The sequence below is a fragment of the Streptomyces sp. NPDC091287 genome (assembly GCF_044768525.1).
Lineage (GTDB): Bacteria > Actinomycetota > Actinomycetes > Streptomycetales > Streptomycetaceae > Streptomyces.
On the sequence record NZ_JBIVUV010000025.1, the window covers coordinates 63,530 to 77,592 of the forward strand.

Sequence of the window (14,063 nt, forward strand, 5' to 3'; positions counted from 1 at the left end):
AGGTGCCAAGTCCCCCTAGCGCACCGCCCGCAGTGTCCTCGGCCGCTCCGCCCGCGGCTCCTCGTCCCCGGCCGGGTCCGCCGGGAGCGCCAGGCCCACCAGCTCCGTCAGAGCGGCGATGCGGAAGTCCGCCGTCTCCACCACGTCGGGGTGCTCCGCCCACCAGTGCCCGTACGGTCCCCGTCGCAGGTGCGCCGTCCGCATCCCCGCCGCCGCGGCCGGGAACAGGTCCTCCGCCGGGTGGTCGCCCACGTACAGCGTCGCCTCCGGGGCCGCGCCCGCCACCTCGGCCACCCGCGCGAAGAACGCCGGGTCCGGCTTCCGGGCGCCCCACTCGTCCGAGGTGACCACCAGATCGACGGGCAGGTCCAGGCCCCGCAGCAGCTCCCCGGCCCGGACCGTGCCGTTCCCCGCCACCACGACCCGGATGCCGGCGGCCCGCAGCTCGCCCAGCGCGGGCCGGACGTCCTGGTAGAGGTCCGACTCGTCGAGGTGCTCTCCGCGCCCGGCGGCGGCCCGCGCACGGTAGGCCTCCTCGACGTCCATATCGGGCCGCAGGACGCGCAGCGCGTCCGTGGCCTCGCGGCCCTGGGCGACGGCCGCGCCCACCAGCGCACTGAGCGTGTGCGGTGGTACGCCGAGCCAGTTGGCCCAGGACGCCCAGTGCCGGTCGTCGCGTACGAGGGTTTCGCCGATGTCGAGGACGATCGTTTCCATCACCGTTCCGACACTAAGCGTGAGGAGACCGCCGGCGGGCCCTCATCCGGGTGAGTCGGCCCGCACGAGTGACCACGAGCACGCCGAGGGGAGCGAATCGTCACCCGAGGCCCTGGTCCCGCGCGCGCAGCTCGCTCGTATGCTCGGTTCATGACCGATGCTCAGAGCGGACGCCCCACCTCCAACGCCATGCGGCGCGCACTCAAACGCGCCCGCGACGGTGTCGCCCTCGACGTGACCGAGGCCGCCGTCCTGCTCCAGGCGCGCGGCGACGATCTGACGGATCTGGCGGCGTCCGCCGCACGCGTCCGTGACGCGGGCCTGGAGGCGGCGGGCCGGCCGGGCGTGATCACCTACTCGCGCAAGGTCTTCATCCCGCTCACCCGCCTCTGCCGTGACAAGTGCCACTACTGCACCTTCGTCACCGTCCCCGGCAAGCTCCGCCGGGCCGGCCACGGCATGTTCCTGTCGCCCGACGAGGTGCTGGCCATCGCCCGCGAGGGTGCGGCGATGGGCTGCAAGGAAGCGCTGTTCACGCTGGGGGACCGCCCCGAGGACCGGTGGCCCGAGGCGCGGGAGTGGCTGGAGGCGGAGGGGTACGACGACACGCTCGCGTACGTACGGGCGATGGCGATCCGGGTCCTGGAGGAGACGGGCCTGCTGCCCCACCTCAACCCGGGCGTGCTGACCTGGACCGATCTCCAGCGCCTCAAGCCCGTGGCCCCCTCGATGGGGATGATGCTGGAGACGACGGCGACCCGCCTGTGGTCCGAGCCGGGCGGCCCGCACCACGGCTCCCCGGACAAGGAACCGGCCGTACGGCTGCGCGTTCTGGAGGACGCCGGCCGCTCCAACGTCCCCTTCACCACCGGCATCCTGATCGGGATCGGCGAGTCCTACGAGGAACGGGCCGACTCCCTCTTCGAGCTGCGGAAGACGGCCCGCGCCTACCACGGCATCCAGGAAGTCATCGTGCAGAACTTCCGCGCCAAGCCGGACACGGCGATGCGCGGGATGCCCGACGCGGAGCTGGAGGAGCTGGCCGCCGCCATCGCGGTGGCCCGGCACATCCTCGGCCCGTCCGCCCGGATCCAGGCCCCGCCGAACCTGGTGGACGCCGAGTACGCGCTCCTCATCGGCGCGGGCATCGACGACTGGGGCGGGGTCTCGCCGCTCACCCCCGACCACGTGAACCCCGAGCGCCCCTGGCCGCACATCGACGAACTGGCGCGGAAGACGGCGGACTCGGGCTTCCAGCTCCGCGAACGCCTCACCATCTACCCCGAGTTCATCCAGCGCGGCGAGCCCTGGCTCGACCCCCGCCTCCTCCCGCACGTCCGCGCCCTGGCCGACCCGGAGACGGGCCTGGCCCGCGAGGACGCGATCCCCGTCGGCCTGCCCTGGCAGGAGCCGGACGAGGGCTTCACCTCGTTCGGCCGCACCGACCTCCACACCACCATCGACACCGAGGGCCGCACCGGCGACCGCCGTAACGACTTCGACGAGGTGTACGGGGACTGGGAGGCGCTCCGTGAGGCGGCGGCCCCCGGCATGGTCCCGTCCCGCATCGACGCCGACGTACGCCAGGCGCTGAGCCAGGCCGCCGACGACCCGACGAAGCTCACCGACGAGCAGGCGCTCGCCCTGCTCCACGCGGACGGTCCGGCGCTGGACGAGCTGTGCCGGATCGCGGACGCGCTGCGCCAGGACGTGGTCGGCGACGACGTCACGTACATCGTCACGCGGAACATCAACTTCACCAACGTCTGCTACACCGGCTGCCGCTTCTGCGCCTTCGCCCAGCGCCGCACCGACGCCGACGCGTACACGCTCTCCCTGGACCAGGTCGCGGACCGGGCGGCGCAGGCGTGGGACGTGGGCGCGGTCGAGGTCTGCATGCAGGGCGGCATCCACCCGGACCTGCCCGGCACGGCGTACTTCGACATCGCGCGTGCGGTGAAGGAACGCGTACCCGGCATGCACGTGCACGCGTTCTCGCCCATGGAGGTCGTCAACGGGGCGACCCGCACCGGCATGTCGATCCGCGACTGGCTGACCGCCGCCAAGGAGGCCGGGCTCGACTCGATCCCCGGCACGGCGGCGGAGATCCTGGACGACGAGGTCCGCTGGGTCCTCACCAAGGGCAAACTGCCCACGGCCACCTGGCTGGAGGTCATCAAGACCGCCCACGAGGTGGGCCTGCGCTCGTCCTCGACGATGATGTACGGGCATGTGGACCAGCCCCGCCACTGGCTCGGCCACTTCCGTACCCTCTCCCGGCTCCAGCAGGAGACGGGCGGGCTGACGGAGTTCGTCACCCTCCCCTTCATCCACACCAACGCCCCGGTCTACCTGGCCGGCATCGCCCGCCCCGGCCCGACCGACCGCGACAACCGCGCGGTCACCGCGATGGCGCGACTCCTGCTCCACCCGCACATCACCAACATCCAGACGAGCTGGGTGAAGCTCGGCACGGAGGGCGCGGCGGAGATGCTCCGCTCCGGCGCGAACGACCTGGGTGGCACGCTGATGGAGGAGACCATCTCCCGGATGGCGGGGTCGAGTTACGGCTCGTACCGCTCGATCCAGGGCCTGGAGGCCATCGCCGAACTCGCGGGCCGCCCGTCCCGCCCCCGTACGACCCTGTACGGGGAGGTCCCGGCCGAACGCGTCGCGGCGGCCACGGCCTCGGACGGCCATCTGCCGGAACTGCTGCCGGTGCTGCCGAGCTGAGAGCGGGGGAGGCGAGGTGCGGCCGCCGCGCCGAACCTCAACCACCCTGACCGTGCGGACAGTTGCCTTCGCTAGGATCGCCCCTCCCGAACGCTGGAGGTCGAAGTGAGCGAAAGCCCTGTCCGCACGGTCGAGGTGCCGTTGGAGGACGGCAGCGACGAGGCGATCCGTGTGCAGATCCGTGAGGTGGACGAGTCCCTGGTGCGGGTCGGCCGCGGAGACCGCTCCGTAGCCCGTGCGGAGCGGTCGTTCGGGCAGATGCTGGATACGGTACGGCCGGTGGCGGAGAGCTTCGTCGGCAGGTTCCGGGGCATGGCCAACGCGCCGGACGAGATCACGCTGGAGTTCGGTGTGTCGCTGTCGGCCGAGGCGGACGTGGTGATCGCCAGTACCGCGACGGCGGCGAACTTCTCGGTGAGTCTGACGTGGCACAAGGGTGACGCGGTAGATCCGAACGAGCCTTCGCCGGCCGTGAGTTGAGTGAGTTGAGATGACCGGCTCACGGGGGGACGCGGAGTCCATGGTGTCGGGCGAAGAGGCGCTGAGCGCCGACGAGGCGTTGAACGCCGACGAGGCGTTGAACGCGGCGGTCGTCCGGGTCGGAGGAGAGAACGGCACGATCGCCGGGGGCGGCTTCCTCGTCACATCGGACCGGGTGCTGACCTGTGCGCATGTCGTGTCCGACGCGCTGGGGAGGAGAAGGGACCTCGACGTCGCCGCCGGCGAGGAGGTGCGACTCGACTTCCCGCTCATCGACGGGGCCGCTGAACGGCATGTCGTCGCCGAGGTCGAGCAGTGGATACCGGAGGCGCCCAAGCAGTGCGGGGACGTGGCGGTGCTGCGGTTGCGCGAGACGGTTGCCGGCACGCGTCCGCTGCCGTTGGCCGCCTCCGCCGCGGTGTCGCACCGGCCGGTGCGCATCGTGGGATTCCCGGACGACGAGCTGGGCGTGGTCTGGCACCGGGGAGAGCTGAGCGGGAAGTCGTCGGGCGACTGGATCCAGCTCTCCCGCGCCGACAGCCGGACGACCCACATCACCGGCGGCTACAGCGGCAGTCCTGTCTGGGACGAGCAGCGCGGCGCGGTGGTCGGCATCGTCGTCGCGGCCCAGCGGAAACGGGACGACACCCAGCAGTCCTTCGCGATCAGTGTGAAAGCGGCGCTGGCCAAGCTGCCCGATCTCGATCGCCGGCTGGCCGCGCATCCGTTCCGGGGCATCGACACCTTTCAGGAGCGCCACGAGGAGATCTTCTTCGGTCGTGACCGCGACATCGAGGAGGTGGCCGAAGATCTGGAGCTGCACGGGGCCGTCACGCTCTTCGGACCGTCCGGCTGCGGAAAGTCCTCGCTGGCGCTGGCCGGAGTGGTTCCCCGGATGCGGCGCGGGAGCGGCACGGGGGAGGACGAGGACCGGCCGGGCTACGACGCGGTCGTGGTGAACGCCGGTGCCGACGGCTCCCTGCTCTCCCGCCTCGCCGTCGACCTCTACGAAGCCGTACGCACCGGACGGTACGGGGACCGGCGCGCGGAGAGCGTCGACCAGGTGGAGGAGTGGCTCGCGGGCAAGGGCCTGGTGAGGACGCTGAACATTCTGCGAGGCGCTTCCGACGGCAGGTATCTCGTCGTCCTCGACCAGGCCGAGGCGCTCCTGGACCTCGGCGACGAGGAGGCCGACGAGGTCGCCGGACTCCTCTTTCCGGGAGGCGGCCCGACGGCCGGGTCCCTGCTGCTCGTCACACTCCGGTCCGACTTCATGGACGCGGCGCTCAGACATCCTCGCCTTGGCCCTCTGGTGGGCGACAGCCACCTGTTTCCGCTGACTCCGATGTCACGGAAGCAACTCCAGGAGGTGATCACCAGACCGGTGGAGAAGGCTCCGGCGGTGGAGTACGACCCGGGACTGGCCGACCGCATCCTGGACGACGCATGCCGGGAGCCGGAGAATCTGCCGCTCCTCGGCTTCCTGCTGAAGCAGCTGTGGGACAACCGGTCCGTCGGCCGGCTGCGCACATCGACGTACAAGGCGCTGAACGGGGTCGAGGGGGCGCTGCAGGAGCACTGCGAAACCGCCTGGAAGCGGTACGTCGGCGAGAGCGAGCGGGTCGCCGCCGCCAGGCTGCTCAGGGGCCTGGTGAGAGTGCTGCCCGGGAGCGGGACGCCGCTGCGCCGCAGGCTCACGCGGGACGAGGCGGGCGATGCCGGATGGGAGCTCGCCAGGTCGTTCGCCGGCATGCGGCTGCTCGTGCTGCGCGGCGGCCACGGACAGCCGGAGACCGCCGAGCTGGCCCACGAGAAGCTGATCGAGGTGTGGCCCGCGCTGAGGGATCAGGTGCGGGAGGACGAACGGTTCCTGACGGGCCGCGCGGAGCTGGACCATGACCTCGACCGTTGGACGCAGCAGGAGAGGCCGCCCGCCCTGCTGCCAGGAGAGGTTCAACTCGCCTACATCCAAGCTTGGGTGAGGGGCCGTGAGACGGAACTCGACGCGCCCGAGCGTGACTTTCTGGAGCGCGCGCGGCAGCGGCGACGTCTGCGGCGGGCCCGCGGCCGCGCGGCCTGGACCGCGGTGGCCGCGGTGTTCGCGCTGATCGTCGGCCTCGGCACGTTCCTCGTCTACCAGGAGCGCGTCAGCACGCAGCGCGAGGAGGACGGGCGGTCGCGGCTGCTGGCCAACTACTCCGACGAGGTCGCCAAGCAGGATCCGGGACAGGGTGCGCTGATCGCCCTGGGCGCCTACGGGCTCGCGCCCACGAACGAGGCCCGCAACGCCGTGCTCCGCAGGTACGACCAGGTCAAGAACGCCGCGTGGATCCTGAGCGGGACCGAGGGAAGCATCCGGGACGTGGCGATGAGCGTGGACGGCGCGGTGACGCTCGTGACGACCGAGAACGGGCGCGCCACCCTGTTCGTCCGCCGGCCCGGAGGGCGCGTCCATCGGCTCCAGCTGGACCTCGACGAGATGGCCTTCCACCCGTTGGTCAGCAGGGACGGCCGGCAGATCGCTCATGTGTCGGGGGCGGGCACGTTGGTCCGGTACGAGGTCGACCTCGCCGCCGACCGTCCCGAGGACCTTGTCCGTCCGCAACGCACGCTGCGAGGCACGGAGTTCGGGCAGATCGCCGAGGACATGAACTGGCTGCTCGGGGAGGAGATACTGATGGCTCTCTCGCCGGACGCCGGACGCCTGGTCACGATGGTGGAAGGCCGTCTGACGCTGTGGGATCTGGCGACGGGGGGCCGTCAGGACGTGCCGGGCAGGCCGGTGGCGAGGAGCGAGTCCGTGTGGTTCGGACCCGACGAGAACACCCTGGTGGTCAGCCGTTCCGCGGCGGCTGGCAGCGACCTCGTGATGGACGCGGTGGACGTCCGTACGGGAAAGGCCCGTGAACTGGCGGACGGCGTCGACGACAGTGCGATGTTCGGCTCGGCCACGGCGCTGTCCGGTGACGGCGGCGTCCTGGTCTACTGCCGTCAGGTGAAGAAGGGCGACGACGACGTCGCCGTCTACCGTGCTCTGCGCGTGAAGGACGGGCGGCCACTGAACAGCTACACGTACGACACCGGGTACAACAGCGACTGCGGAGGCATCGCCGTCGACGACAAGGGCGAGCGCTTCGCGGTGAACCACAATGAGGCGTGGATGATCGTCGGCACGCGGCGCGGCAGTCGCGTGACACGGGCCGAGGTGGCCTCGCCGGACCTGGTCGTCGGCCGTCTCCTCCAGGACGCGAGCCACCCGGTCGTTCCGGTGGTCCCCTACGGTGCCAACCACGTGACGGCCCAGCCGCTGATCCCGCGCGGCGTCGACGGCTCCGACATCCTCGTCGGCTCTCCGCGCCTGGTCGACGGCGGCAAGTCCCTGGTAGCTCGCATCAGGGAGTTGGACGAACCCGACAAGGGCGAGATGCTGGCGCTCGTCGACGCGGCGACCGGCCGGATCACCACCGAGGTGAAACGGCCCACGTCCGCCGTGGTGGTCGACCGGGCCGTGGAGCACGACCTGCTGGTGAACGACGGCGGAACGCTCTTGGCGGACGTGGTCGACAGCGACCGGGTCCAGATCCGGGAGATACCGTCGCTGCGCCAGGTGGCGGAGGTCAGGACACACGAGCCCCCGGAGGACCGGGACGGCGCCCCGGAAGCGCTGACGCTCGCCTTCCTCCGGGGCGGCGACGAACTCGTGACCCTCTCCGGCAGCCGGATCGAGCACTGGGACGCCAGGACCGGCCGCCGTCTGTCCCCCGTCATCGACGCCCGTGCGCTGGGTCTCACGAAGAAGAACCCGCCGCTCTTCGGCTCCGGGCGCCCGGAGGCCCCGGACTCGGGCTTCGCGGTGAACCCCCATACAGAGAAGGGCTATGTGCAGGTCATGGTCGCCCGCGCCCCGGTCCTGCACGCCGTTCATCTGCGTACCGGCAAGGAGAACAAGGAACTGCGCGTCCGCCTGGGCCCGAGGATCGAACGGGCGGTCCGGGACAGCAGTGGTCGGTACGCCGCCGCCAAGTCGCCTGGCGGCATGCTGGAGTTGTGGTCGACGGCGACCGGAGAACGGCCCGCCAGACTCGTCGGACCGCTCGGGCCGCTGGGGTCTGACGAACACTTCACCGGAGACGGATACGCCTTCGGCTTCACCGGAGCCGACAGTGAGTTCTTCGTCGCGAACGGTGGCTCGGTGCGCTTCCAGCAGCTCTCGGACCCCAACGCCTTCCAGACGTACGACTTCGCGGCGCACCAGCACTTCTTGGCGGCCACCAAGGACGGCAGGACACTGCTGCGTACGCTCTCCGGAGGCAGCTTCGGGGGAGGCAACGGAGAGCGCGGCCGTCTGGACCTGATCCATCTGGACCCCGAGCTCTGGAAGCGGCACCTGTGCGCCGTCGTCGGCCGCGACCTGACGGCGGAGGAGCGCTCCGGCCTGCCCTCGGGCCTGCCCGAAGGGATCTGCCCGGCCTGAGCCGACCTGCACTCCGGTACTCCGGGGGATCCACGCAGCTCGGTCACACCCATAGCCGTCCGTCCTGGGGTCGGCATAACGTCACGGGGTGATGGAACCCCCGCACCTGGACACGACCCGGCAGTCGTACGACGCCGTCGCCGCCGACTACGCCCGGACCGTCAAGGACCCGAGTGAGCTGGACCCGCTGTCGCGCGCCGTGCTGGCCGCGTTCCAGGCGTAGCACGGCCCGGCGTCGCGCCACCCGTGACGCGGGTGGGAGTCGGCCCTCCGTTTTTTCTGTCATGACCCGGGCAACTCTTGCGGAGGTCGATCCCCGTCGCCACGTGCTGATGTGCCCGATGAGTCAGGAGCGAGAAACCATGCGAACTCCGCCGATACCGCCAACGCCCGCCGGGAACCGAGGCGCCGACCCGGCCGCCGCGAGCGATCCGCTTTCCCTCCGCAACCGTTCCGCCGGCGCCGCCCGCAAGCGCACCACCCGCACCGCCGCTGTCCTCGCCGCCGCAGGCCTCCTCGTGCTGGGCACCGCCTCCGCCGCCCACGCGGACCCGCCGGGCAGCCTCCCCCAGAACGCGGGCGGTTACGAGCAGGCGTTCTCGCCCGCCTTCGACTACGACGGCGACGGCTGCTATGCCACACCCGCGATCGGCCCGGACGGCACCCTCGCGCCCGGTCTGAAGACGAGCGGCGCGATCAACGGCAGTTGCCGGGACCAGTGGGACCTGGACAACTCCCAGACGTACGCCCGGTCGAAGTGCAACAACGGCTGGTGCGGCATCGTCTACGCCAGCTACTTCGAGAAGGACCAGGCCGTCCACGGCAGCGGACTCGGCGGGCACCGTCACGACTTCGAGCATGTGATCTCCTGGGTCAACCAGGGTTCCAACCAGGTGGATTACGTCTCGACGACGCAGCACAGCACCGTGAAGACCTACCCGCGCTCGCAGGTGCGGTTCGACGGCTCGCACCCCAAGGCCGTCTACCACAAGGACGGTCCGAGCACGCACTTCTTCCGCCTCGCCAACGGCAACGACGAGCCGCCCGAGAACCACTACGGCAACTGGCGCTACCCCCCGGTCGTCGACTGGAACGGCTTCCCCAGCACGGAGTTGCGCGACAGGCTCATGAACGCCGACTTCGGGTCCGCGACCATCAAGGTCACCGACAAGGACGACCGCTTCCGTAATCTGCTCAACAACTCCAAGCCCGCCGGGATCCCCTTCGACCCCTGGGCCTGAGGCCCCCCTCGCCGCCCGAGGCCCGGGTCCCGGGCGGCCAGGGCGTGCGTCACGCCAGCGGAAACGCGCGGCGGTAGTCGCTCGGCGACACCCCGATCTGTCGGACGAAGTGGTGGCGGAGGTTGTTCGCGGTGCCGAGGCCGCTCAGCTCCCCGATCCTGGCGATCGGCAGGTCCGTCGACTCCAGCAGGCTCTGGGCCCGTCGCAGCCGCTGCTGGAGCAACCACTGCAACGGGGTCACCCCGGTGGCCGCCTGGAGCCGCCGGTAGAGGGTGCGCGGGCTCATCGCGGCCCGCCGGGCCAGGCCCTCCACCGTCAGCGGCTGGTCGAGGTGTGCCCGGGCCCAGTCCAGCACGGGCGCCAGGCCCCGGTCGTCGGTGGCGGGCATGGGCTGGTCGATGAACTGCGCCTGGCCGCCGGGGCGGTGGGCCGGCACCACCATCCGGCGGGCCAGTTGGTTGGCCACGTGCGCGCCGAGGTCGCGGCGTACGAGGTGGAGGCAGAGGTCGAGTCCGGCGGTCAGCCCGGCGCTGGTGAGGACGGAGCCGTCGTCCACGTACAGGACCGAGTCGTCAACCCGCACCTTCGGGTAGCGGTCGGCCAGTTGAGCCGTGTGCATCCAGTGAGCGGTCGCGCGCCGGCCGTCGAGGATGCCCGCCTCGGCGAGGGCGAAGGCGCCCGTGCACAGGGAGACCATGCGGGCGCCGGCGTCGTGGGCGAGGCGGAGAGCCGTGATCAGTGCCGGGTCCAGCGGCCGGCCCTCGTCGACACAGGGGTCGGGCACCGAGGGCACGATGACCGTGTCGGCGCCGGCGAGGTCGGCGAGGCCGTAGCGGGTGTGCAGGGAGAGTCCGGCGCCGGTCGCGGGAGTCTCCGCGCCCGGCTCCCGCGTGGAGCACAGCCGCAGGTCGTACCAGGGGTCCGCCAGGTCGGGCTGCGGCTTCCCGAACACCGTGCAGGGGATGCTCAGTTCGTACAGGTCCCAGGAGGGAAGGTGGATTCCCTCGGTCACGACCACGGCGACAGAACCAGCGCTCATGCGGTGCAGCGTATGGCAGGAATTTGGTGGTCGCCGTCACTGCTGTCACTTCTCCCGCCCTTCTCCTGCTGCGAGCGTGGTGCGTACGTGATCAACCGGCCCAGGCGTGGGCAGACGGACAGGGAGTTGTCGGAGCATGGGTACCGAGCGTTCGGCCGTGACGGTCATCGGGCTGGGGCAGATGGGATCGGCGCTGGCCGCCACCCTGCTGGAGCGGGGGCACCCGACCACGGTGTGGAACCGTTCGGCGCACAAGGCGCGGGCGTTGGCCGAGCGAGGCGCCCGGCTCGCCGCGACCCCCGGGGAGGCCGTCGCGGCGAGCCCGCTGGTCATCGTGTGCGTACTGGACTACGACGCGCTGTACGCCACCCTCGACCCCGTCGCGGGCGACCTGGCGGGCAGATCCCTGGTCAACCTCACCTCCGGGTCGCCCGAGCAGGCCCAGGAAGTCGCCGAGTGGGCCCGTTCGCACTCCGTCGACTACCTCGACGGCGCGATCATGACCACTCCGCCGGGGGTCGGCAGCCCCGAGACGATGTTCCTCTACAGCGGATCGCGCACCGTCCTCGAAGCCCACCGCCCGACCCTGGCGGCCCTGGGCGACCCCCTGCACCTGGGCGCCGAGCCGGGGCTGGCCTCCCTCTACGACGCCGCGCTCCTCGGCCTGATGTGGTCCACCCTGACCGGCTGGCTGCACGGCACCGCCCTGGTCGGCGCGGAGAAGATCCAGGCCACGGCCTTCACCCCGGTAGCGATCCGCTGGCTGAGCGCCGTGACCGGGTTCCTCACCACCTACGCCGCCCAGGTCGACGCCGGCCGCTACCCGGGTGACGACGCCACCGTCGACGTACAGATCGCGACCATCGATCACCTCCTGCACGCCGCGGCGACCCGGGGCCTCGACAACGCCCTGCCGGAACTCCTCAAGGCCACCATGGAACGGACCCGGGACGCGGGCCACGGCTCCGACAGTTACGCGAGCGTCATCGAGGTCCTGAGGAAGAGGGAGGCCGGCGCATGACGGAGCCCCGAACGGCCGTCGCCTCCCCTGGTCCGGCCCCGGCGGCGCCCCCGGCCTGTGCCCCGCGCTGGGCGGACCTGCTCGCGACCGCCACCGACGACAGCCTGGCCGCCCTGGGAGAGGCGGCCGGGCGGGACTGGTCGCGTCCCGCCCACGGCCTCGACTGGACCTGCCGCCAGACCCTGGACCACCTCGCCCTCGGCCTGACCGGTTACGCGGGCCTGCTCATCGCCCGCCCCACCGACCGCTACATCACGCTCTTCGCCTCCCTCGACCCCGAGGCCCCCGTCGCCGACTGCCTGGGCGGCCTCCGCATCGCCTCGGCTCTCGCCGGCTCCACCATCCGCGACACGGCGCCGGACGTACGGGCCTGGCACCCCTGGGGTCACTCCGACGCCATCGGCTTCGCCGCCATGGCGATGACCGAACTGACCCTCCACACCTACGACATCACCCGCGCCCTGGGCGCCCCCTGGACCCCGCCCGACCTCACCAGTGCCGCCGTGCTGGCCCGCCTCTTCCCCGGCGCGCCTTCGGGACACCTCCCGTCCGACACGCTGCTGTGGTGCACAGGCCGGGCCGCGCTCCCCGGGCTGCCCCGGCGCGCGGAGTGGCAGTGGGACGGCACCGTGCGCTGACGGCGGGCGGCCGTGGGCGAGGTCATGGGCGCGGGCGGTGTTCCTCGTCGTGCCGGGGCAGGCCGCGCAGCAGCGTGCCGAGGTAGAGGGCGAACGGCGGCTCCGCCGGGGCGCTGCCCGCCGCCGCCAGCCAACGGACCACGCCGAGGCCGAAGACGGACCAGTTCTGCTCGGCCTGCCGGATGTCCGCGCCGCCCGCGCGGAACGCGGCGACGGCCTTGTCGTGCAGCCGCTCGAAGGACGCGAGGTGGTGGCGGTGCGGGCGGGCCACATGCGCGGCGTAGCCGGGTACCGCCAGGAACTCGTCGTGCATCGCCCACGCCAGCCGCTCCAGCCAGTCGAGCCAGGTCCCGGCGTCGGGTTCGTCCTCGGGGAGCACCCGGCCGACCATGACCTCGCTGACGAGGTCCAGTACGCCGTCGCGATCGGGCACCCACCGGTACAGCGACGAGTGCGAGACCCCGAGCCTCGTCGCGAGCTCCCGCATGGTGAGCGTCGCCACGTCCCCTTGCAGGGCGGCATCGGCGATCCGCTCCCTGCTCAGCCGCGGCGGCCGCCCGGGCCCGTTCTTTCCGGTGCTGTTCATCGGGGCAAGCGTACGCAGGGAGAGGTGGGACGGTATTAGTGACCGGTGGTCGCTAATCCTGTTAGGGTCGGCTGATGGACCTACAGGGAGCAGCGCGGCCGCCACGGGAGATCGACATCTCGGGGCTGCCCATGGACCAGGCACAAGCGCTCGTCCTCGACGAACTGCGCGCTCTCACCGAGCGCGCCGAGCCGTTCGCGGCGATCCTCCTGATGCCCGCACCGCCGGACGGGCGCACCCCCGCTCCATCAACATCCGGTACGTCCACCGCCGAACGCGTCCGGACCCTCAAGCTGATCCGGCCCGGCCTCACGGAACTCTGCCGCGGCCTCGCCTTCGTGGCGCCGGCGGACATCCCCGCGGAGCGCGCGGCATCGATCCACAGCGGCGAGCAGCTGTGGGGCTGCCCGACGATGGCCACGCAGGACGTGACGGCCGCCCGCGCCTGGGCCGGGGTGCGGGCCGGGGGCTGACGGGGCCCGGCCAGAGCCAGGGCGATCCCGTGGCTCAGCCCAGGGTGACCTGGAAGTGGGACGTCTCCCGGTAACCGGCGTCCGGAGGGGTGACCTCGACCGTGACCGGGGTGCCCTCCCGGGCCGGCTTCAAGTGAATCGGGACGGTGCGCTCCTCGCCCTCGGGGAGGGGCGGTACGAGGGCGGCGGCGGACTTCCGCGAGTTCAGCCAGGTCACGCTGTAGAGGCTGGCGTCGTCGTCGCCGGACTCACCGGCCCGGACGACGAGGGGCGGGGGAAACGCGTCACCGTCACCGTTGAGGCGCAGTTCCTCGTCGGTGCCGTTCTTGAAGGTCATGGTGAGGCTGTAGGTGCCGTCGCCATGGGGCTCGGGGCGACTGATGGTGACCCACAGGCCGTCCTCGTACCGGGTCGTTGTGCCGGGGCCGAGTGGTTGGGAGACGCTGCCCGAGAGGCCGGGCTGCTCCATCTGACCGTCGCCGTCGAGGCTCTTCTCGAACTCCGTGACCGCGGCCGCGCCCAGCAGGATCAGCACGATGAAGGCGACCACAGCGATCGCGCAGCCGTTGAACCACCGCGAGCTGTCGGCGGGTGACGAGTCCGTGGCTGACGTGTCTGCTGCGGTCGCTTCCGTGTCCATGCGCGCCACGCTAGGCAACGG

General features: G+C 71.7%; 12 protein-coding genes. 8 read left to right on the forward strand and 4 right to left on the reverse strand.

The window, feature by feature from the left end:
* Positions 1–15 precede the first annotated feature (15 nt).
* Positions 16–717, reverse strand: a complete 702-nt coding sequence (locus ACIQRW_RS33735) for an HAD family hydrolase (RefSeq protein ID WP_403768091.1) — start codon at positions 715–717, stop codon at positions 16–18.
* A gap of 150 nt (positions 718–867) precedes the next feature.
* On the opposite strand from ACIQRW_RS33735, the gene ACIQRW_RS33740 reads away from it, so the two are divergent.
* From ACIQRW_RS33740 to ACIQRW_RS33760, 5 genes are all read left to right on the forward strand, one after another.
* A complete protein-coding gene (locus ACIQRW_RS33740) occupies positions 868–3,450 on the forward strand; it encodes a bifunctional FO biosynthesis protein CofGH (protein WP_403767867.1) in 2,583 nt (860 codons plus the stop codon).
* 105 nt (positions 3,451–3,555) lie between these two features.
* Positions 3,556–3,930: a CU044_2847 family protein gene (locus tag ACIQRW_RS33745; RefSeq protein WP_403767870.1), complete on the forward strand. Its 375-nt coding sequence runs from the start codon at positions 3,556–3,558 to the stop codon at positions 3,928–3,930.
* A gap of 10 nt (positions 3,931–3,940) precedes the next feature.
* Positions 3,941–8,404 carry a trypsin-like peptidase domain-containing protein gene (locus ACIQRW_RS33750; RefSeq protein WP_403767872.1) on the forward strand — a complete coding sequence of 1,488 codons (4,464 nt, stop codon included), beginning with the start codon at positions 3,941–3,943 and terminating at the stop codon, positions 8,402–8,404.
* Between the two features lie 88 nt (positions 8,405–8,492).
* Positions 8,493–8,627, forward strand: a complete 135-nt coding sequence (locus ACIQRW_RS33755; protein ID WP_403767875.1) for a hypothetical protein — start codon at positions 8,493–8,495, stop codon at positions 8,625–8,627.
* A 139-nt stretch (positions 8,628–8,766) separates the two neighbouring features.
* On the forward strand, positions 8,767–9,645 hold the full coding sequence (locus ACIQRW_RS33760; protein WP_403767878.1) for an NPP1 family protein: 879 nt from the start codon (positions 8,767–8,769) through the stop codon (positions 9,643–9,645).
* 49 nt (positions 9,646–9,694) lie between these two features.
* On the opposite strand, the gene ACIQRW_RS33765 is transcribed toward ACIQRW_RS33760, so the two are convergent.
* Complete coding sequence (locus ACIQRW_RS33765; protein WP_403767881.1) at positions 9,695–10,684, reverse strand: GlxA family transcriptional regulator; 990 nt, start codon at positions 10,682–10,684, stop codon at positions 9,695–9,697.
* 136 nt (positions 10,685–10,820) lie between these two features.
* Here ACIQRW_RS33765 and ACIQRW_RS33770 point away from each other — a divergent pair, with 136 nt between their 5' ends.
* Both ACIQRW_RS33770 and ACIQRW_RS33775 read left to right on the forward strand, forming a co-directional pair.
* On the forward strand, positions 10,821–11,705 hold the full coding sequence (locus tag ACIQRW_RS33770; RefSeq protein WP_403767883.1) for an NAD(P)-dependent oxidoreductase: 885 nt from the start codon (positions 10,821–10,823) through the stop codon (positions 11,703–11,705).
* Positions 11,702–12,343: a maleylpyruvate isomerase N-terminal domain-containing protein gene (locus tag ACIQRW_RS33775; protein WP_403767886.1), complete on the forward strand. Its 642-nt coding sequence runs from the start codon at positions 11,702–11,704 to the stop codon at positions 12,341–12,343. Before ACIQRW_RS33770 ends, ACIQRW_RS33775 begins: the two co-directional genes overlap by 4 nt.
* 22 nt (positions 12,344–12,365) lie before the next feature.
* On the opposite strand, the gene ACIQRW_RS33780 is transcribed toward ACIQRW_RS33775, so the two are convergent.
* Complete coding sequence (locus tag ACIQRW_RS33780; RefSeq protein ID WP_403767889.1) at positions 12,366–12,929, reverse strand: TetR/AcrR family transcriptional regulator; 564 nt, start codon at positions 12,927–12,929, stop codon at positions 12,366–12,368.
* Between the two features lie 74 nt (positions 12,930–13,003).
* On the opposite strand from ACIQRW_RS33780, the gene ACIQRW_RS33785 reads away from it, so the two are divergent.
* Complete coding sequence (locus ACIQRW_RS33785; RefSeq protein ID WP_403767892.1) at positions 13,004–13,402, forward strand: hypothetical protein; 399 nt, start codon at positions 13,004–13,006, stop codon at positions 13,400–13,402.
* Between the two features lie 34 nt (positions 13,403–13,436).
* Here ACIQRW_RS33785 and ACIQRW_RS33790 read toward each other — a convergent pair whose 3' ends face one another.
* Complete coding sequence (locus ACIQRW_RS33790) at positions 13,437–14,042, reverse strand: hypothetical protein (RefSeq protein WP_403767894.1); 606 nt, start codon at positions 14,040–14,042, stop codon at positions 13,437–13,439.
* Between the last annotated feature and the right edge of the window lie 21 nt (positions 14,043–14,063).